The sequence below is a fragment of the Bradyrhizobium sp. Mp19 genome, assembly GCF_029952935.1.
Lineage (GTDB): Bacteria > Pseudomonadota > Alphaproteobacteria > Rhizobiales > Xanthobacteraceae > Bradyrhizobium > Bradyrhizobium elkanii.
The window spans coordinates 82,562-101,572 of sequence record NZ_JASAUT010000028.1 but is presented as its reverse complement, the minus strand read 5'-3'; the positions used below and the strand labels follow the sequence as shown (position 1 = coordinate 101,572).

The 19,011-nt window shown below is 65.8% G+C and carries 16 protein-coding genes; 7 read left to right on the top strand and 9 right to left on the bottom strand.

Annotation, left to right across the window (positions count from 1 at the left end; genetic code table 11):
- Positions 1-39: 39 nt before the first annotated feature.
- Positions 40-1,215 carry a saccharopine dehydrogenase NADP-binding domain-containing protein gene (locus QJT82_RS27200; RefSeq protein ID WP_028340200.1) on the top strand — a complete coding sequence of 392 codons (1,176 nt, stop codon included), beginning with the start codon at positions 40-42 and terminating at the stop codon, positions 1,213-1,215.
- Positions 1,216-1,346: 131 nt separating this feature from the next.
- Here the strand turns inward: QJT82_RS27200 and QJT82_RS27195 are convergent, their stop codons facing one another.
- Entirely contained in the window at positions 1,347-2,546 is a 1,200-nt protein-coding gene (locus tag QJT82_RS27195) for an FAD-dependent monooxygenase (protein ID WP_028340199.1), read from the bottom strand.
- Positions 2,547-2,669: 123 nt separating this feature from the next.
- On the opposite strand from QJT82_RS27195, the gene QJT82_RS27190 reads away from it, so the two are divergent.
- Positions 2,670-3,164 carry a MarR family transcriptional regulator gene (locus QJT82_RS27190; protein WP_155258446.1) on the top strand — a complete coding sequence of 165 codons (495 nt, stop codon included), beginning with the start codon at positions 2,670-2,672 and terminating at the stop codon, positions 3,162-3,164.
- Here the strand turns inward: QJT82_RS27190 and QJT82_RS27185 are convergent.
- The 4 genes from QJT82_RS27185 to QJT82_RS27170 all read right to left on the bottom strand — a co-directional run bounded on the left by QJT82_RS27185 (position 3,136) and on the right by QJT82_RS27170 (position 7,952).
- Entirely contained in the window at positions 3,136-4,404 is a 1,269-nt protein-coding gene (locus QJT82_RS27185; protein ID WP_028340197.1) for an O-antigen ligase family protein, read from the bottom strand. The genes QJT82_RS27190 and QJT82_RS27185 overlap by 29 nt on opposite strands.
- 142 nt (positions 4,405-4,546) lie before the next feature.
- Positions 4,547-6,091 (bottom strand): undecaprenyl-phosphate glucose phosphotransferase, encoded by a 1,545-nt coding sequence (locus QJT82_RS27180; protein WP_028340196.1) that lies wholly within the window; start codon positions 6,089-6,091, stop codon positions 4,547-4,549.
- 115 nt (positions 6,092-6,206) lie between these two features.
- On the bottom strand, positions 6,207-7,346 hold the full coding sequence (locus QJT82_RS27175) for a glycosyltransferase family 4 protein (RefSeq protein ID WP_028340195.1): 1,140 nt from the start codon (positions 7,344-7,346) through the stop codon (positions 6,207-6,209).
- Positions 7,347-7,349: 3 nt separating this feature from the next.
- Complete coding sequence (locus QJT82_RS27170; RefSeq protein WP_063607074.1) at positions 7,350-7,952, bottom strand: polysaccharide biosynthesis/export family protein; 603 nt, start codon at positions 7,950-7,952, stop codon at positions 7,350-7,352.
- Between the two features lie 184 nt (positions 7,953-8,136).
- Here QJT82_RS27170 and QJT82_RS27165 point away from each other — a divergent pair, with 184 nt between their 5' ends.
- Positions 8,137-10,494 (top strand): exopolysaccharide transport family protein, encoded by a 2,358-nt coding sequence (locus tag QJT82_RS27165; protein WP_028340193.1) that lies wholly within the window; start codon positions 8,137-8,139, stop codon positions 10,492-10,494.
- 9 nt (positions 10,495-10,503) lie between these two features.
- Here the strand turns inward: QJT82_RS27165 and QJT82_RS27160 are convergent, their stop codons facing one another.
- Positions 10,504-11,484, bottom strand: a complete 981-nt coding sequence (locus QJT82_RS27160) for a tripartite tricarboxylate transporter substrate-binding protein (RefSeq protein WP_035631376.1) — start codon at positions 11,482-11,484, stop codon at positions 10,504-10,506.
- Between the two features lie 139 nt (positions 11,485-11,623).
- Between QJT82_RS27160 and QJT82_RS27155 the strand changes: the two genes are divergently transcribed.
- Positions 11,624-12,583 (top strand): LysR family transcriptional regulator, encoded by a 960-nt coding sequence (locus QJT82_RS27155; RefSeq protein WP_028340191.1) that lies wholly within the window; start codon positions 11,624-11,626, stop codon positions 12,581-12,583.
- A 44-nt stretch (positions 12,584-12,627) separates the two neighbouring features.
- Here the strand turns inward: QJT82_RS27155 and QJT82_RS27150 are convergent, their stop codons facing one another.
- Positions 12,628-13,956 carry an MFS transporter gene (locus tag QJT82_RS27150; RefSeq protein ID WP_035631374.1) on the bottom strand — a complete coding sequence of 443 codons (1,329 nt, stop codon included), beginning with the start codon at positions 13,954-13,956 and terminating at the stop codon, positions 12,628-12,630.
- A gap of 333 nt (positions 13,957-14,289) precedes the next feature.
- Between QJT82_RS27150 and QJT82_RS27145 the strand changes: the two genes are divergently transcribed.
- A complete protein-coding gene (locus tag QJT82_RS27145; protein ID WP_028340189.1) occupies positions 14,290-15,228 on the top strand; it encodes a LysR family transcriptional regulator in 939 nt (312 codons plus the stop codon).
- Positions 15,229-15,232: 4 nt separating this feature from the next.
- On the opposite strand, the gene QJT82_RS27140 is transcribed toward QJT82_RS27145, so the two are convergent.
- Positions 15,233-16,426, bottom strand: coding sequence for a GNAT family N-acetyltransferase (locus QJT82_RS27140; protein ID WP_028340188.1), 1,194 nt, complete (start codon positions 16,424-16,426; stop codon positions 15,233-15,235).
- Positions 16,427-16,599: 173 nt separating this feature from the next.
- Here QJT82_RS27140 and QJT82_RS27135 point away from each other — a divergent pair, with 173 nt between their 5' ends.
- On the top strand, positions 16,600-17,628 hold the full coding sequence (locus QJT82_RS27135) for a polysaccharide deacetylase family protein (protein ID WP_028340187.1): 1,029 nt from the start codon (positions 16,600-16,602) through the stop codon (positions 17,626-17,628).
- Here QJT82_RS27135 and QJT82_RS27130 read toward each other — a convergent pair.
- On the bottom strand, positions 17,625-17,834 hold the full coding sequence (locus QJT82_RS27130; RefSeq protein ID WP_016844954.1) for a DUF2842 domain-containing protein: 210 nt from the start codon (positions 17,832-17,834) through the stop codon (positions 17,625-17,627). The two genes, QJT82_RS27135 and QJT82_RS27130, sit on opposite strands and share 4 nt — an antisense overlap.
- Before the next feature lie 83 nt (positions 17,835-17,917).
- Here QJT82_RS27130 and QJT82_RS27125 point away from each other — a divergent pair, with 83 nt between their 5' ends.
- Positions 17,918-19,003: a COX15/CtaA family protein gene (locus QJT82_RS27125; protein WP_028340186.1), complete on the top strand. Its 1,086-nt coding sequence runs from the start codon at positions 17,918-17,920 to the stop codon at positions 19,001-19,003.
- Positions 19,004-19,011 lie beyond the last annotated feature (8 nt).

Here is a 19,011-nt window from a genome sequence, read left to right as displayed (position 1 = left end):
CAAAAGGGCGCCCAATTCGCTGCGCAGGGAGCCTGATCCATGTCCTCGTCGAAACTCGACATCGTCGTCTACGGTGCGACCGGCTTCACAGGCCAGCTCGTCGCCGAATATCTCGCGGCGCATTATCGCGACGGCAGCCTGAAATGGGCGATGGCCGGACGCAGCAAGGACAAGCTCGCCTTGGTACGCGACGCGATCGGCGCGCCCGCCGACACGCCGCTGATTGTTGCCGATGCCGGCGATGCCGCCTCGCTGAAGGCGATGCTGGCGCAAACCAAGTCGGTCATCTCGACGGTCGGACCGTATCAGCTCTATGGCAACGAGCTGATCGCGGCCTGCGTGGAAAGCGGCACCGACTATTTCGATCTCTGCGGCGAGCCGGTCTGGATGCGGCAGATGATCGACAAATACGAAGCCGCCGCGAAGACGAGCGGCGCGCGCATCGTATTCTCCTGCGGTTTCGACTCGGTGCCGTTCGAGCTCGGTGCGTTCTTTGTCCAGGAGGAAGCGAGGCGGGTGTTCGGCGCGCCGGCGTCGCGCGTCAAGGGCCGCGTGCGCGACATGCGCGGTACGCTGTCCGGCGGTACCGCGGCGAGCGCCAAGGCGACTTTCGATGCGGTCGCGAAGGACCTCAGCCTGGTTGCGATCCTCAACAACCCGTTCGCGCTGACGCCGGGCTTCGAGGGTCCGAAGCAGCCGCGCGGCAGCAAGCCGGCCTACGAGGAGGATCTGCACTCCTGGACCGCGCCGTTCATGATGGCGCTGATCAATACGCGCAACGTCCACCGCTCCAACATGCTGATGGGCTTTCCCTACGGACGGGACTTCGTCTACGACGAGATGGTCCTGACCGGCCCGGGCGAGAAGGGCGAGGCCAACGCCAAGCGCGTGATGGCGCTGAATGCCGAGAAGACCGGCCCAAGCGCGCCGAAGCCGGGCGAGGGCCCGTCAAAGGAAGAGCGCGAGAACGGCCGCTACGATCTGCTCTATCTCGCGGTCGCACCCGACGGCCGGATGGTCCGCGCCGGCATCAAGGGCGATCGCGATCCCGGCTATGGCTCGACCTCGAAGATGATCTCGGAATGCGCGATCTGCCTGTTGCGCGATACGCCCGACGTTGCGCCCGGCTTCTGGACGCCGGGGGCCGCGATGCAGCACAAGCTCATCAAGCGCCTGGTCGATCACGCCGGGCTGACATTCGAGGTCGAGAAGTAACTTTATGCCGTCCCTATCGGCGTCATCGCCCGGCTTGACCGGGCGATCCAGTACTCCGCGGCCTCTCGGTTGAAGCACGAACGTCTCTGGAATACTGGATGCCCCGCTTTCGCGGGGCATGACAGCCGGCGCTACGCCGCCGCCCGCGGATCGTACGCGTACATGAAGTCCATGCCCTTGGACGACACCGGCAGCAGCAGCTTCAGGATATGATCGCGCAGCCAGGCGCCGGTCGGGCTGAACTCGCGCTTGCTGTTGCCGTTGCGGCGGGCGATCGCCACGATCTTCTCGGCGCGCGGCCGCCGCTCGTGCTCGAAGGCCTGGAACGTCATGCCGAACTCCTGGCCCTCGCGCATCAGGATCCCGAGCCGCAGCGCGTCCTCCAGCGCCAGCGATGCGCCCTGGCCGGCATGCGGGCTGGTGGCGTGCGCGGCGTCGCCGATCAACAGTGTGCGCTTGCGCGACCAGGTCGGTAGCGTTGCGACGTCGAGCGTGTCGGTGACCACGATATTCTCGGCGGCTTCGATGATCGCGGGGATCGGCGCGTGCCAGCCGGCGTGGAAATCGCGCAGATGCTGCCTGATCGCGTCCTGGCTCTGCAGCCGGTAGGCCGCCGCGGTCATGCCGTGCGACGGCTGCGTGCTCCACCACATCGCGCCCGTGTCCGGATCGGGGCTGCACATCCCATAGCCGAAGAAGCCGCTCTGCCCGAACGTGGTCGCCACCCTCAGGCCGATCGGCAGCTTCTCGATCACCGCGCGGGGCACGAATCCGCCGAAGCCGATCAGCCCGGTGTCGAACGGCGTCGGCCCATCCGGAATCACGTGGCGCCGCACCGCCGAGTGCACGCCGTCGGCGCCGATCACGAAATCGCCTTCGGCGGTGGTGCCGTCGTTGAAATAGGCGATCACGGGCTGGTCGCCTCGGTCTTCGATCTTCACCAGTTTCTTCTCGAAGAACACCGAGACGTTGGAGGCCCAGGCCTTGTCGATCAGCGTCTCGTTCAACGTCGCGCGGCACATGTTCACCGCTGGCTGGCCGAAGCGCTGCTGCATGTTCTGATTAAGCGAGCCGAGCTTCTTGCCGCCCTGCGAATAGAAGTCGAAGGACTCCGCGATCGAGCCGTTGCGGATCAACTCGTCGGCGAGGCCGAGCTCCGCCAGCACATGCATGCCGTTCGGCGCGATCTGAAGCCCGCCGCCGATCCCGGTGGAATAGGGCCAGGCTTCATAGAGCTCGGTCTCGATTCCGGCGCGGGTCAGGAACATCGCGGTCACTGGACCTGCGATGCCGGCGCCGATGATCAGAGCTTTACGGGGACGAGAGGTCATGCCTTGCTCCATGCATCCGTGTGGGGTAGGAAAGGTCAGTTGCTAACTATCTTAGTATCTAAGATATAAGGCGAGTAAGATACAGGAGCCGCTTTGTCAAGTGCGAAGTCGCGTGCAGCGCTGATGCAGGAACTCGAGGAGGCGATGCGCCGGTCATCGGCGCAGGGCGTGATGTACGGCCAAGCCGTTGCGAACATGGCCGGAATCTCCAACTCCGACATGGAATGCATGGACATCCTGCATCTGGAGGGGCGCGTGACCGCCGGCCGTCTCGCCGAAGTCACCGGCCTGACCACCGGCGCGATCACCGGCGTGGTCGATCGTCTGGAGAAGGCGGGTTACGTGCGCCGCGAGCGAGACGAGAGCGACCGCCGCAAGGTCTTCATCTCGGTTGTGGAGGAAAAGGCGGCGGAGATCGGCAAGTTCTACGTGCCGATGCAGGAGGCGATGCTCAAGCTGTGGAGCGGCTACACCGACGACGAGCTGCGCTTGCTGCTGCGCTTCGCCAATGACGGCTACAAGGGCGTGCTGGAAGCGACCGGAGCGTTGAAGGCGGTGATCGACATGCCGCCGGAGCAGCGCGCCAGTCTCAAGATGCCGCCGAAGACTCGTCGATGATCCGTGCCGACGTCGCGCGATAGCGCTCGGCGGCCGCATACATGCCCCACATCGTGCCCAGCATCATCCAGAAGTGCCGCCAGTGGTCGGTGTCGATGATGAAGCTCTCGCCGACGAAGCCGAGGAACGCCGAGAAGACCGCGAGATAGTCGCGCTGCCACGGCACCCGCAGATAGATGTAGCGGAAGCCGATAATCGCGGTGACGAACACCAGCGCCGGATAGCAGATGCCGGAGATCCAGCCGCCCGACATGAAGGCGTTGAGATAGGAATTGTGGGTGTCCTCGGGGAAGTAGGTGTGGAATTGCAGCGGCCCGATGCCGAACGGCAGCTCCAGCGCCATCTGGGCGCCGAGGATGTGGCGGCCGAACCGGCCGAAGCGGCCTTCGTCGTAGCTCTGGTCGAAGCTCGCGCGCTGCTTGAACATGTCGGCGACCGAGCCGATCGAGAGCAGCACCGCGATCAGCGCCACGGCCAGGATCGCGGCGATCAGCGTCATCACGATGATGCGCGAGCGCTGCGCCTGCGAGCGGCTGGTGAACACCATCAGCGCCAGCATGAAGACCGCGGTGATCACGAGGCCGCCCCAGGCGGCGCGGGAGAACGACAGCAGGATCGCAAGCGAAATGATGCCGAAGGCGATGGCGTTGCGGAGCGCCTTGCCGAAGCGGTCGGAGACGACGCTCTGCAGCGTGAACAGCGCCGGCAGGATCAGGAAGGCGCCGAGCACGTTCGGGTCCTTGAAGGTGCCGCGGGCGCGATCGTACAGCGTTAGCAGATCGTAGCCGCCGGGCACCAGACGGAAGTAGCCGGCGATGCCCGCGAGCGAGGCGATCATCGCGCCGACGATCAGGCCGCGGCGCAGCATGTCGAGGCGGGCTTCGGTGTCCTCCGACATCACCATCGCGAAGAAGATGACGGTGACGGCCATGTACCAGGAGGTGAGCACCCAGTTCACCACCTCCGGCTTGTCGAGGAACGGTATCGCACCGATGCTGTAGCCGACATTGAGCACGATCAATGTGAACAGCAGCGGCATGAACACGAGCCGCATGCGCAGGCCCGTGGCGAAGAACAGCACGCAGGCGGTCAGCGTGACGAGCTCATACGGGCTCGGCTCGATGAACACGATGGCGCCGGACGCGCCGGCCAGCCACACCAGCGCCCGCTGCAGCGCCAGCACGCCCGTTGGTGCTGATGTCAGCGAATGGGACGTCCCGGCTGTCGCCGCATAGGCCATCGGATACTCACGCAACTTGGTACAAAACACGCAACAGATGCTTCGTCATTGCGAGGAGCGAAGCGACGAAGCAATCCACCTATCCCCGAATTGCGAACTGGATTGCTTCGCTGCGCTCGCAATGACGACAGTAGGTTGGTTCTCAGTACGCGTTCTCGCTCTTGGTCAGCAGCGAGAATGGGGTCTTGAGCAGGATGTAGAGGTCGAACAGCACCGACCAGTTTTCGATGTAGTAGAGGTCGTATTCGACGCGCTTCTGGATCTTCTCGTCGGTGTCGACCTCGCCGCGCCAGCCGTTGATCTGCGCCCAGCCGGTGATGCCGGGCTTGACGCGGTGGCGGGCGAAGTAGCCGTCGACCGCCTCGTCGAACAGGCGGTTCTCCAGTTTGCTCTGCACGGCGTGTGGACGCGGGCCGACCAGCGAGAGATTGCCTTTCAGCACGACGTTGAACAGTTGCGGCAATTCGTCGAGCGAGGTCTTGCGGATAAAGCGGCCGACGCGGGTGACGCGCGGATCGTTCTTGGTCACCACCTTGGAGGCGGTGGGATCGGCCTGGTGATGGTAGAGCGAGCGGAATTTGTAGACGTCGATCCGCTCATTGTTGAAGCCGAAGCGCTTCTGGCGGAACAGCACCGGGCCGGGGCTGTCGAGTTTCACCGCGAGCGCCACCAGTCCCAAGACCGGCAGCGCGGCAAGCAGGGCCATGCCGCCGACCACGCGGTCGAACAGCCATTTCAGCACCAGATCCCAGTCGGTGATCGGGGCCTCGAACATATCGAGCGTCGGCACCTTGCCGATATAGGAATAGGAACGGGGGTGGAAGCGCAGCTTGTTGGTATGGGCCGACAGGCGGATGTCGACCGGCAGCACCCAGAGCTTCTTCAGCATTTCCAGGATGCGGGTCTCCGCCGAGATCGGCAGCGCGAACAGCACGAGGTCGACGCGGGTGCGGCGGGCGAATTCGACGATGTCATCGATCTTGCCGAGTTTCGGTGAGCCGGCGCAGGTATTGGTGGCGCGATCGTCATTGCGGTCGTCGAACACGCCGAGCAAATGGATGTCGGAATCATCCTCGGCGTTCAGCGCCTCGATCAGCTGCTCGCCGTTATGGTCGGCTCCGACGATGATGGTGCGGCGGTCGAGCCGGCCGTCATGCGCCCAGGCGCGCACCATCGATCGCAGCAGCAGCCGTTCGGCGATCAGGACCGCCAGGCCGACGCAGAAAAACGACGACAGCCAGACCCGCGAGACCTCGCCGCCGAGCTTGACCAGGAAGGAGATGCCGATGAACAGCAGGAACACGACGGCCCATGACGAGATCATGCGCGTCATCTGGCGAAGCTGGCCGCGGAAGATCTGCACCTGGTAGATATCGGCGGCCTGGAAGCAGATCACGGCGGCCGCCGCCATGCCGAGGATCGATGCGATGTATCCCCAGTGAATGCCCCCGCCGGCGAGCGGCCTGACATAGGCGAGATAGAGCCCGACGCCGACCAGGCTGAGCAGCACGAAGTCGGCGAGGCGAACCACGCCGGCGATCACGACCGGCGAGTAGGCGCCGCGAACCTTCTGGTTGGTAACGGCGAGCGCAGCCGGCGAGAGGCGCCGGCGCCGTTCGATCTGCGGCTGAGCGGCCGTCGCAGACGCAGCGGCATCCAGCATCGAGCGTGCGTTAAACGGTTCCACGAGTCCACGTCCATTCCTGCGCATGCAGATGGGCATCCGCGCGCAGCACGAAAATTCCCCCGGACGTGACTTAAGGGGACAAATCGGAAGAAACGGTTACGTGTGCAAGAAGTGGTTAACGTTTGGCAAATGCGTCGCGATAGCCGGCCAGCACACCTTCGACCATCGCGTCCTGCGAGAAATGTTCCGAAATCCGCTCACGCAGTCGCTCGGCGCGCGCCGCGGTCGCGGCGGGATTGTCCAGCGCGGTTTTGATCGCGTCGGCCATCGCCCCGGCATTGCTCGGCGCGAACAGGGCGTCGGTGTGGGTATCGAAGATCTCGGGGATGCCGCCGACATCGGCAGCGATCATCGGAACGCCGGCGGCTGCGGCTTCGATCACCACATAGGGCATCGAATCGCCGCGCGAGGGCACCACCAGCAGGCTGCCCTTGGAGAAACCGTAGCGCGCCTTGACGTGACCGATGAAGCGGACGGCCTCACCGAGCGACAGCCGCTTCACCTGCTCCTTGAGGCGCTCGAATTCCTCGCCGTCACCGCCGAGCGTCAGCGTCACTGGCTTGCCCTCGGCGCGCAGCTTCGCCACCGCGTCGATCAGGAGATCGGCGCCCTTGATGCGCCGGAACTCGCCCACATAGGCCACATCGGTGGCATCGTCGGCGTCGGGGACCGGTTCGAACTCTTCCGCCGTGACGCCGTTGAATACGCAGCGCACGAGACCTGCCGGCTTGCCGACGGTGCGCTGATAGGTGTCGCGGGCAAACGCGCTCTCGAACAGGAACAGGTCGGTGCTGTTCATCAGGGTGCGCTCGAGCTGGCTGTAGAAGCGGCCCTTCCAGGTGTCGAGCGGGTAGTGCAGCGAGCCGCCATGCGGCGTGTAGACCCGGATCACCTTGCTCGAGCGCCCCCGCAGCCGGACATAGGCGCCGGCCTTGGCGCCATGGCCGTGCACGACATCGGGTTTCAGCTTGCGGATCAGGCCGGCGATGTGGGCCCAGACCATGAAGTCGGCGAAGCGCGGCTCTCGGCGTATCGCCACCCGGTGGACGCCGAGCTTGAGCCGCGGCCCGATCTCGGCAAGCGCCGCGTCGGCCCGCGCGCCGCCGGTCAGGCTGTCGGCGACGATGCCGACATGATGGCCGCGCTCGATCTGGCCGTTGGCGACATCGAGGATATGACGAATGATGCCGCCGACCGGGGCACGGACGACATGCAGGATGCGGAGCGGCGGTTGCTGATTTTGATCCCGCGCCATCGATCAGAACCAGCGCTCGCCGACGAACACGGTGTCGCCGGGGCCGATCGGCGTGCCCAGCGGAGCGACGAAGCGGCCCGCGCCGGATGCATGGGTGTGGGTGAGGGTGACCTCGTCGCGCCTGGCGCGCGGCGAGAAGCCGCCGGCGATTGCAACCGCGCTTTCGACCGTCATGTTGGGCACATAGGGATATTGGCCGGGGGCCTGGACTTCGCCGAGGATGAAGAACGGCCGGTAGGCCTCGATCTCGACCGCCACGGACGGCTCGCGGATGAAGCCGTTGCGCAGCCGTGCGGTGATCTCGGCGGCAAGCCCGGCAGGGGTGCGGCCGCGCGCCGGCACCGAGCCGATCAGCGGCATGGTGATCGCGCCGGCGGCGTCGATCGCATAGGCGTTGGTGAGCCCTTCCTGGCCATAGACCACGACCCGGAGCCTGTCGCCGGGGCCGAGATTGTAGCCTTCGCGCGTCCGCGCGGGCTCGGCATAGGCCACGGGCGCAGCATACGCCATCGAATCGAGGCCGGGGTCGCCGGCGACCGGCGACGTCCGGCCCATGCAGCCCGACAGCGCGAGCGCAGCGACCAGGCAAATAAGGGGAGCGCGCAGATCGCGCATATGAGGAATCCCGCGACAATATCGGCCTCGATTAACGGCACTCGTGGTTAACAAAGAATGACGGGGTGGGTGGTGGCCGCGATGCCCGTCAACCCCACCGATTAACCCAGCGGCAACCTTAATGGACTGTAATCGCCCCATTGCGATGGAGTCGCGGCGTCCGCGGGAGTTCGTTATGCGTTTTGCATTCTGGCGTAGAGGCAAGGATAAGGCCGTCGTGCAACGGGCGTTGCCGAAGTCTGCGCCCGTCGCCGACGACGCTGTCGTGAAGGCGGCTGCGCCCAAGCCTGCGCCTGATAAGCCTGCTTCTGACAAGCCTGCTCCTGACAAGCCGGCGCGTCCAGCGGAGGCGGCCGATCTCGACCTGCACGTGCTCGGCCGCGCGCTGGCACGCAAGCGCGGCTGGATCATCGTGCCGACCGTGCTCGTATTTGCGCTGTCGCTTGCCGCGGTCAATGTCGTGACGCCGCGCTACAAGTCGGAAGCGCGAATCCTGATCGACAATCGCGAGAACGCCTTCCTGCGTCCGAACGGCGAGCGCGACCTCGAGCGTACCTCGCTCGACGCCGAGGCGGTGACGAGCCAGGTGCAGCTGTTGCTGTCGCGCGATCTCGCACGCGACATCATCAAGAAGAACAAGCTGGCCGAACGTCCGGAGTTCGATCCGGTGCTGCGGGGCTTTTCGCCGTTGAAGTCGCTGCTGGCGCTGTTCGGCATCGGCCGTGACCCGTTCAGCCTGACGCCGGAAGAGCGGGTGCTTGATTCCTATTACGAGCGCTTCCAGGCTTTCGCGGTCGACAAGTCGCGCGTCATGGTGATCGAGTTCCAGTCCGAGGATCCCGAGCTCGCGGCGCGCGTCGCCAACTCGATTGCAGACGGCTATCTCGTGCTGCAGCAGGCCGCGCGGCAGGACCAGGCCAAATCCGCCAGCACCTGGCTGCTCGGCGAGATCGACAAGCTGCGCACCAAGGTCGCGGACGCGGATTCGCGCGTCGAGGAATTCCGCTCTAAGTCGAGCCTGTTCGTCGGCACCAACAACATCCCGCTGTCGAACCAGCAGATGGGCGAGTTGAACACGCAGCTCAACAATGCCCGCGCGCTGAAGGCGGATGCCGAGACCAAGGCGCGGCTGATCCGCGAGATGCTCCAGGGCGGCAAGCCGATCGAGGCGTCGGAGGTGCTCAATTCCGAGCTGATCCGCCGGCTCGCCGAACAGCGCGGTACGCTGCGCGCGCAGCTCGCCGAGCAGTCCTCGACGCTGCTCGACAACCATCCGCGCATCAAGGAATTGAAGGCGCAGATCGCCGATCTCGATCGGCAATTGCGCGAGGAAGCCGGCAAGGTTTCGCGCTCGCTGGACAATGACGCCCGCGTCGCCGATGGCCGTGTCATGGCGCTGCAGGCGAGCCTGGACCAGTCGAAGAAGCAGGCGTCGTCGAGCAATAGCCAGGACGTGCAACTGCGCGGGCTGGAGCGTGAAGCCAAGGCGCAGCGCGACCTGCTGGAGGCCTATCTCGCCAAGTATCGCGAGGCGACGGCGCGCGAGAACATCGAGGCCGCGCCGACCGACGGCCGTATCATCTCGCGCGCCTCGGTTTCGAATACGCCGGCCTATCCGAAGAAGCTGCCGATCGTGCTGATCGCGACGCTGGCGACGCTGCTGCTGTCGTCCGGCATCATCATCACCGGCGAGCTGCTGCGCATCTCCGCGCCCGGTGCGGTTGGCCGCGCCTTCGCGCCGGCGGCCGCCGTGATCAGGCGCCGCGAGCCGGTCATGGATGCCGCAACCGTGGACCAACCCGCGCCGGCGCTGCCGCCTGAACCCGCGCTCGCATCGCCGGTCGCGCCGAGGCCGGCGGTGGAGCCCGAACTGCCGCTGGAGCCTGCGGCTGCCTATGAACCTCCGCCGCAGCCTGCGTCCGCCCAGACCGCCGACGAGATCGATGAACTCGCCGAGCGCCTCGTCGCCGTCGGTCACGCCGCCCACAAGGTCACCGTGCTCGGCCCGGCCGCGGCTGAGAGCGTTACGCTGACCGCTCTGACGCTGGCGCGTCTGATGGCGCGCCAGGCCAAGGTCGTCGTCATCGATCTCGTCGCGTCCTCGCCGGTACTGACGTCGGCGACCGTCGATCCCGCCGCGCCCGGACTTGCCGAACTGATGCAGGGCGAGGCGACCTTCGCGCAGATCATCACCAAGGATCGGCAGTCGCGTGTTCAGATCGTCAGCGCCGGGCGTCCGGGCTTCGATCGCTCGCATCTGCAGTCGCCGCGGCTCGCACTTGCGATCGACGCGCTGCTCAGGGTCTACGATCACGTGCTGCTCGACGCCGGTTCGGCCGTCGACCTGCCAGCCGAACTGCTGACCGCGAAGGCGCAGGCGGTCGTCGTGCCCGACGCCGCCATGGCGCAGGATGCCCGCCGTTCGATGGTCGAGCAACTCAGGGCGGTCGGCTTCGCCGAAGTGACGATGCTGAGCAAACCCTGCGCGGCGTCGGAAGCGGTCGCGAGGGGCCCGCGGGTGGTGGCCGCCTGACGGCCACCGTCAGCCCGTCGGGGTAAATCCGGTCGCCCGCACGATCCCTTTCCAGCGATCGGATTCGGTGGCGAGCAGTCGGGCAAAGTCGTTCATCGCGATTGCGTCGACGTCGACCGACAGTTTGGCCATGCCGGACTTGACCTCCTCGGTGCGCAGTGACGCCTGGATCGCGCTGTTGAGTTGCGCGACGATTGCGGGAGGGGTCTTCGCCGGCAGGAAGATGCCGAACCAGGTCACGTCCTGAAGCGCGGGGTAACCGGCTTCCGCCACCGTCGGCACATCGGGGAGAGATTTGAGACGGCTGGGACCGGTCGTCGCCAGAGCGCGAAGCTGTCCGGACTGGACCTGGCCCAGCAGGCTGTCGATCGGCATCACGGCCGACGCGATCTCGCCCTTGAGGAGATCCTGGACCGCCCCTCTGCCCTGATAGGGCACGTGGAGATAGTCGAAGCCCGCGGTCCGGCCGAGCATCGCACCGATGAAATGCAGCGTGGTGCCGACGCCCGGCGTGCCATAGGTCGCCTGCGTCGGGTTGGCGCGGCACCAGGCGACGAAGTCGGCGAGGCTCCTGACGTCGTTCGGGACTTTCGGGCCGACCGCCAGAAGCGTCGCGAACGAGCCGACGGTCGATACCGGCGTGAAGTCCTGCGGTGCATATGCGAGCGACTTGTAGGTGTGCGGAAACAGCGCGATGAATCCAAGCGGCGCGAGCAGCATGACCGATCCATCGGCCTCGGCGTTCTTCACGGCCTCGATCGCAATCCGGCCGCTCGCGCCGGGCCGGGTCTCGACGACGATGGTGTCGGCATAGTCCTTCATCTGCCCGGCAACGAGCCTTGCGACGGCGTCCGGCAATCCGGGTGTGTAGCCGGTCAGGATATGGGCGGTCTTCAGGCGGGGCTGCGCGGCGCCTGGCCGGACCAGGCTCGCGGCGGCGAGCGCGGCACCGGCCGCTGACGCGGTCAGGACGTCGCGACGGGTCAACATGCATGCCTCCATGGTCGTCGAGCCGCGCCGTCCGGGGCGCGACGATCTGCGTCATCGCACGCGGAGGATGCGTGAGGCGGGGATAAACGTCCAATGCTAGTGTCTGAGCCGTCCATAACCGTTTTGGTAAGGATCGCTGATGCAGGACATCGAGCGTGCCCGACGCCGGATCAAGCTGCGCGACCTGCACATCCTGCTCGTCATCGCGCAGCGCGGCAGCATGGCGAAGGCTGCCGCGGAGCTCGCGGTGTCGCAGCCGGCCATATCGCGGGCGGTCAGCGACATGGAGCACGCGCTCGGACTTCGGCTGTTCGATCGTTGCCGTAACGGCATCGAACTGACGGCCTATGGCCATGCGCTGGTGCGACGCGGGGTCTCGATCTTCGACGAGCTTACCCAGGGCTTGCAGGAGCTCGAGTTTCTGGCCGATCCGAGCATCGGAGAGTTGCGCATCGGCAGTACGGAGAGCATCGCAGCGGGCTTGCTTCCGGTGGCGATCGACCGCTTCACTCGGCAGCATCCCGGCATCCGCATCAATGTCGCGCAGACCGTTCTCAGCGATCTGCGTTACCGCGAACTGCGCGAGCGCAACATCGATCTGTTGCTTGGATGGACGCCGACGCCGTTTGACGAGACGGACCTGGCGGTCGAGCCCTTGCTCGATGATCGGCGCGTCGTGGTCGCGGGAAGGCGAAGCAAATGGGCGCGCGCATCCAGGCTCGAATTGGCCGACCTCGCGGACGAGCGCTGGGTGTTGCCTCCGCCAGACACCTTTCCGGGCTCCGCGGTGGCGGAGATGTTTCGCGAATTCGGAATGCAGACGCCAAGCGCGCCGATCACGACGCTGTCGCTTCATTTGTGCTGCCGGCTCGCCGCGGCCGGCCGCTTCATCACCGTGCTGCCGGGCTCGGTCGCGCGGTTTGCCGGCGGCGATCTCGGCCTGAAGGTGCTTCCGGTTCAGCTTCCGCGCGCGGCCGCCGTCTCGGCCGCGATCGTCACGTTGAAAGGCCGCACCTTCGGCCCGACCGCCGAGATATTCATCGCCTGCATCCGCGAGGTCGCCAAGGCGGCCGCAAGCAAGGCGGCCGCTGGCAAGTGACGGGCATTACGAGCGCCGTTCCCTTCGGTGCGGGCGCCCGACGTCTAATGCGCCATCATCGGCTCGCGCGCGGTTCGCTCGAGCACCGGATCGATCCGCAGCCTGATCGTGACCAGCGCGCCGATCAGTCCCATCACGGCGAGCAGCAGCAGGCCCGCCGTAAAGCTGCCGGTCAGGTCCTTCAGATAGCCGACGGCGAATGGGCCGGCGAAGCCCGACAGGTTGCCGAGCGAGTTGATCGCGGCAATGCCTGCCGCGGCCGAGGCGCCGGTCAGGATGCCGGCTGGCATCGGCCAGAACATCGGCGGCACCGCCGACACGCCGATCTGCGCAAGGCAGAGCAGGGCGACGATCAGCACCGGATTCGACATCAGCCCGGCAAGGCCGATGCCGACGGCGGCGAGCGTCAGTGCGCCAGCGACATGGTAGCGCCGCTCGCCGGTCTTGTCGGAATGGCGGCCGAGCAGCACCATGCCGACCGCGCCGAACACGAAGGGCAGGGCCGCGATCAAGCCGGTCTGGGTGTCGGTGACGCCAAACGCCTTGATGATCGTGGGCAGGAAGAAGGCGACGCCGTAGCTCGCCGCGTTGAGGCAGAAATACACGAAGGCGCAGGCAAGGACCCGCGAGTCGGTGAGCGACTGCAGAACGGAAATATGCTCCACGGCCTCGGTTTGCTGCCGCTCGCGTTCAAGCGTGGTCTGGATCCACTTGATCTCGTCAGGCTGCAGCCAGCTCGCCTGGCGCGGAAAGTCGGGAAGGAAGGTCAGGACAGCGAAGCCGACCAGGACCGACGGCAATGCCTCGCAGACGAACAGCCACTGCCATCCGGTCAGGCCGGCGCCCGACAGGTTGAGCAGCAATCCCGAGATCGGTGCCCCGATGATGCTCGAGATCGGGATCGCCAGCATGAACAGGCTGATGACGCGCGCGCGATACACCGACGGGAACCAGAGCGTCAGATAGAAGATGATGCCGGGGAAGAAGCCGGCTTCGCAGGCGCCGAGCAGAAGGCGCAGGAAGTAGAAGATCCATTCGCTCGACAGCCCGCTCGCCGCGGACATCTGCGGGATGAAGGCAAATGCGGCCGAGACGATGCCCCAGCTGATCATGATGCGGGCGATCCAGCGCCGTGCACCGAACCGCTCTAGCAGGATGTTGGAGGGCACCTCGAAGAAGAAGTAGCCGATGAAGAACAGACCGGCGCCGAGCCCGTAGGCGGCCTCGCTGAGGCCGAGCGCCGCGTTCATGTGCAGCTTGGCGAAGCCGACATTGACGCGATCGAGATAGGCCACGAAGTAACACAGGATGAGGAACGGAATCAGCCGCCGCATCATCTTTCCGATCGCGCGCTTCTCGATATCGTCGCTCATCGTTCCCATCCCTTCCTGTTTTTCGATTCGGCGGACGATCACTGCGCTGTTTCGGGGCGGCACCTGGCGCACCCGCAGCGGCTCGTCGCGTTGCCCTTGCAAGTCTTGTTCATTGTTGTGTAATCGACTGCCGCGTGACTAATGGCATTTGGGAATGGAGCCACGGCGAAACGGTCATGATGCACCGCGGTATAAACGCGGGAACCCTGGAGCGTTTTCCGGCGAAGTGGCTGCCGGTTCGCGTCAAGAAAACGCGTCAAAGCAGAATCTGGAGCCCCGTTCCGGTCTAATCGGAACGGAACAGGCTCTTGCCGGGCAGGATGGTGGCGAGCCGTGATCAATAATCTGAAACTGCGCCAGCTGCGCCTGCTGGTCGCTCTCGACAATGAGCGCAAGTTGCAGCTCGCCGCCGAGCGGTTGAACATCACCCAATCCGCTGCATCGAAAATGCTCGCCGAAATCGAGGCGCTGGCGCGGGTTCCCTTGTTCGAGCGCACGGCGCGCGGCGTCGAACCGACGGCCTATGGGTCGATCCTGATCCGTGGCGGCAAGAGCGTGCTGGCCGATCTCGACCAGGTCACCGACGAGTTCGCGGGCTACAAATCCGGTGAGCTCGGCACCGTCTCCGTTGGAACAGTCGCCAAGCCGAGCATCGACCTCGTCGTCGACGTCATCCAGTACCTCGGCGAGAAGCTGAATCGGGTGAACATCTCGCTCGATGTCAGCACCAGCCCGCCATTGATCACGCGACTGCTGGCGCTCGAGTTCGATTTCGTCGTCGCCAGGATTCCCGCCGGCATCGATCCCCGGCAATTCGACTATTATGAGATCGGCGCGGAGGAGGCGGTGCTGCTCGTCCGTGCGGAGCATCCGTTGGCCGGCCGCGAGACGGTCGAGCTGGAGGACATGGCCGACCAGCAATGGATCTGCCAGCCGCGCGAATCCTTCATGCGCCAGGCGCTCGAGAGGCTGTTCATGAGCCGCGGCGTGACGCCGCCGCGCCGGGTCATCAACACCGAGTCGTTTTTCGCCTCGGTCGGAATTGCCGCGGGCATCGACGCGATCGTGCCTGTCCCCATGCTGGTGTTCGATCTGGTCGATCCGCAGCGGTTCAAGGTGCTGCGCCTGCGCGACAGGCTGTTGTTGGAGAATTACGGCCTGATCAGGCTGCGCAAGCGTGCGCTGTCACCAGCCGCGGCACTGCTCTTCGACGCGATGAAGCGGCTCGGCGTACCGAATGGCGGCGCAGAGCAGGGCGACGCGGCGAGCTGAACGCTCAGCGGAACATGCTGCGCAGGTTCTGCGCAATCTCGAACAGCGCCGGATTTTGCTTCACGGCGCGCTTGGCGCGATTGATGGCCGACAGCGCGCTGGCCGCCGGCTTGCCGCGCAGGCTGAGCGGAACGAAGCTGTCAACGACGGATTCATCGTCCTTGCAGAACAGCCGCTTGTACTCGTCCGAGCCGATGCCGAGATCCAGAGCGCGGTAGTTCAGGCCGGCATGGCGGTCGATGATATCGCGCATCAGGATCAGGCCGGGACTGAACTTGGAATTGGCCGACATCGTGTAGGTGTTGAACATCATCGAAAAGCGATGACCGTCGGACACGCCGGCGAAGATCGCGATCACTTCCTCGTCGCACTCCAGCGCGTGGATGTCGATCGCATAGCCGTTGCCGTCGGCGCGCGGCGCGAGGCAGGCGGCACGAACAAATTGCTCGATACCCGGCTCGGCGAACACGTTCGGCAGCTTCTGCTCGGCCATGCGCTGCGGCTTGACGCGGAAGAACCAGTCGAGCAGGCGGCAGACATCGGCGCTCTCGCTCGCGACGTAATAGCGGTAGCCGGGCAGCGCCTGCAGCTTGCGCTCCTTGCCCTTGAGGCGGCGGCGGAACGAGTTGCTGACCAGCGTCGCCGGTGCCGCGCCGGGCTCGATCGCCAGCACCGGGCAATCGTTGACCGAAGGCTTATGCAGCAGCAGCGCCAGCGGATTCGGGAGGTCCTGCCAGCGCAGCGGCTGCTGGCAGAGCACGAGCGCATCGGCGCGGGAGCGTTCGGCGATCGATCCGATCAGAGCCGCGATGTCGGCTTCCGTCGCTTTGGCGGCGAAATCCTTCGCGCACAGCGCCATGTTGAAGGTCGTATGCTTGCCGCCCATGAAGCTCGCGCAGTTCGCGCCAAGGCGGGACTCGATTGCGAGCGGCAGCAGCAGCAGCGGCCGGCGTTCACTGTCATGAGCGACGACGATGAAGGGCCGCAGGCCCTCGCGCTCGCCGACCTGGCGCTGCCAAGCGGCGAGGAAATCGAACCGCTGATAGGGCGTGTAGCTGTGCTGCGATGTCTCGAAGCCGCGCCAGGTGGCCTCGGCCGCGGTGAGGTCATGAAAGATGTCGACGCCGGCGACGCGGATTGCGTTCGGCCACGCTCGCGCCTCAGCCGTCTGGCCTTCGATTGCCGCCGCCATGGTCATCTCGGAACTCGAAATTTTTAGGTATTAATTTACAGTTCTCGGCTGGGGCCGACCTTCGCAGGGAAATGTCAACAAAGAGTAAGAACAATGCCGCGGCGGCGTGCGGGAACCGCCAGGCAGGGACGGGTAGAGGGACCTTGGCGCCGGACAGTGAGATTTTACGACGGGCCCGAATGGAGCTCGCGTATTTCAGTGGCGCGTTCAGGCTGCGGGAACGCGAGACCGGCGGCGCCGGGGTGATCCTGCGGTTCGTCCGCGTTCGTCCCGCGCGACGCGGCCGGTTTCAGCCGCTGAAGTCCCAGGAGATCACGCCGGCATTCCTCGATCGCACGATCCGCGCGCTGAAGCGCTGGCGGTATGACATCGTCGGGATCGACGAGGCTTGCCGCCGCGCGGTGACCTTGCCGGAGCGCCGGCGCTTTGCCTGCCTGACCTTTGACGGCGCCAGCAAGGACATCGTCACCCATGCCTGGCCGGTGCTCGCCAGGCACGGCGTCCCCTTCACCCTGTATTTGCCGACGGCTTTCCCGGACGGCGTGGGCGTCGCGTGGTGGCTGGCGCTCGAGGACATCATCGCCCGCGAGAGCCGCATCGGCATGATGGTCGACGGCAGGGAGCAGCACTTTGCGATCTCGACGCCGTCGGACAAATACGAGCTGTTCGATTTCCTGTCCGGCTGGCTGCGCAAGCTGCCGCCGTCGGACCTGTCCTACGCGCTCAATGATCTCGCAAGGCGCTATTCGGTCGACGCGGCCCAATTGTCACGCCATGCGTCACTCGACTGGCAGGATCTGGCGAAGCTTGCCGCCGATCCGAACGTGACGTTCGGCAGTGCGACCGTGAACTATCCGGCGCTGTCGAGCCTCAGGGATGCCGACGCGCAGCGCGAAATGGCGATGGGCAAGGCGGTGGCCGAGAGCGCGCTGCGGCGGCAGGTCAGGCATTTCGCATTCCCGTTCGGGGACCGCGAAGCGTTCGGCCGTCCGCATGTCGTGATGGCCGAGGAGGCCGGCTTTGCCAGCGCGGTGTCGACCATCTCCGGGGTTGTCGAGGCGCAGGGCCGCACCAATCTGCACGCGCTGCCGCGGATCGCATGGGACGGCCGGGTGCGCTCGCTGCGGATGATGCGGGTGCTGCTGTCGGGCGTGATGTTCGCGCCGGTGCGGCCGACGCGCAGCGCGCGCGATCAGAACGTTACTTAGGCGCGATCGGGCCGCGACATCCAGGCGACGATCGGCATCGCCGGCAGCACCCAGCCGAGGCCCGCGACGACGTAGAAGATCGCTTGCAACAATCCGGAATTGGCGAGCCACGGCGTCTGCGCGACCGTCATGCCGAGCAGCGACCACACCACCACCAAGATGAGCAGGAAAATGGTTCCGAGCAGTTTGCGGGTGCGTATGGCCATGGCTGATATGGGTAACTCGTGATCTTGCGCTGCGGGCGCGGCGGACTATAAGGGGCCCGAAAATCCAATCAAGTCAGGGCGAAATGGCCGGTATTTCCGCAAAGACATCGCAGCTCCGCGCCGTCAGGGTATGGCTGGTCGCGGTGGCCGCCCTGATCGCCCTGATGGTCTTGGTCGGCGGCGCCACGCGGCTCACCGAGTCCGGCCTGTCGATCGTCGAATGGAAGCCGGTGACCGGCACGCTGCCGCCGCTGACCGAGGCGCAGTGGACCCAGGCCTTCGAGGGCTACAAGCGGATCCCGCAATATCGCGAGCTCAACGCCGGGATGACGCTCGCGGAGTTCAAGACGATTTTCTGGTGGGAGTGGAGCCACCGGCTGCTCGGCCGGGTGATCGGCGCGGCCTATCTGCTGCCGTTCCTGTATTTCCTGTGGCGCGGCGCGGTGAGCGGCGAGCTCGGCCGGCGGCTCTGGGTGATTTTCGGCCTCGGCGCGCTGCAGGGCGGCGTCGGCTGGTGGATGGTCGCGTCCGGCCTCTCGGAACGCGTCGAGGTGTCGCAGTATCGGCTGGCGACCCATCTGGTGCTGGCGCTCCTCATCTTCGCGGCGATCGTCTGGACGCTGCGGCGCCTGACGGATCGTCCGTCCGTGATCGCGCAGCTCAGGCTGAAGATCACGAGCGCGGTGCTGCTCGTGCTGACCTTCGTGCAGCTCTATTTCGGCGCGCTGGTCGCGGGGCTGCGCGCGGGCAGGGTTTATAATACCTGGCCCGACATCGACGGCGGCTTCATTCCGTCGGCTGACCGTCTCTGGTTCGAGACGCCGTGGTGGCGCAATCTGTTCGACAACACGTTGACCGTGCAGTTCGAACATCGCATGACCGCCTATCTGCTGTTCGTGCTGGCGATCGCGCATGCGATCGATGCCATGCGCGCGCGCGCCGGCGGCGCGGTCATTGCCGGCGCCTGGTGGCTGGTGGCCGCGATCACCTTGCAGGCGACGCTCGGCATCCTGACGCTGCTGCATCAGGTGCCGATCGATCTGGCGCTGACGCACCAGGCGGTCGCAATCGTCGTGCTGACGCTCGCCGTGCTGCAGGTCGAGCGCTTCGCGGCGCGCCGGACCGAACGGGACCAGCCGACCCTCGTTCCGGTCGGCCAGCCCGGTTGATCCATCAA

Bases quoted from the DNA above. Each gene is read 5' to 3' on its own strand.
- QJT82_RS27200 (WP_028340200.1), top strand. From the start codon at position 40: ATGTCCTCGTCGAAACTCGACATCGTCGTCTACGGTGCGACCGGCTTC.
- QJT82_RS27195 (WP_028340199.1), bottom strand. From the start codon at position 2,546: ATGACCTCTCGTCCCCGTAAAGCTCTGATCATCGGCGCCGGCATCGCA.
- QJT82_RS27190 (WP_155258446.1), top strand. From the start codon at position 2,670: ATGCAGGAACTCGAGGAGGCGATGCGCCGGTCATCGGCGCAGGGCGTG.
- QJT82_RS27185 (WP_028340197.1), bottom strand. From the start codon at position 4,404: ATGGCCTATGCGGCGACAGCCGGGACGTCCCATTCGCTGACATCAGCA.
- QJT82_RS27175 (WP_028340195.1), bottom strand. From the start codon at position 7,346: ATGGCGCGGGATCAAAATCAGCAACCGCCGCTCCGCATCCTGCATGTC.
- QJT82_RS27165 (WP_028340193.1), top strand. From the start codon at position 8,137: ATGCGTTTTGCATTCTGGCGTAGAGGCAAGGATAAGGCCGTCGTGCAA.
- QJT82_RS27160 (WP_035631376.1), bottom strand. From the start codon at position 11,484: ATGTTGACCCGTCGCGACGTCCTGACCGCGTCAGCGGCCGGTGCCGCG.
- QJT82_RS27155 (WP_028340191.1), top strand. From the start codon at position 11,624: ATGCAGGACATCGAGCGTGCCCGACGCCGGATCAAGCTGCGCGACCTG.
- QJT82_RS27150 (WP_035631374.1), bottom strand. From the start codon at position 13,956: ATGAGCGACGATATCGAGAAGCGCGCGATCGGAAAGATGATGCGGCGG.
- QJT82_RS27140 (WP_028340188.1), bottom strand. From the start codon at position 16,426: ATGACCATGGCGGCGGCAATCGAAGGCCAGACGGCTGAGGCGCGAGCG.
- QJT82_RS27135 (WP_028340187.1), top strand. From the start codon at position 16,600: ATGGAGCTCGCGTATTTCAGTGGCGCGTTCAGGCTGCGGGAACGCGAG.
- QJT82_RS27130 (WP_016844954.1), bottom strand. From the start codon at position 17,834: ATGGCCATACGCACCCGCAAACTGCTCGGAACCATTTTCCTGCTCATC.
- QJT82_RS27125 (WP_028340186.1), top strand. From the start codon at position 17,918: ATGGCCGGTATTTCCGCAAAGACATCGCAGCTCCGCGCCGTCAGGGTA.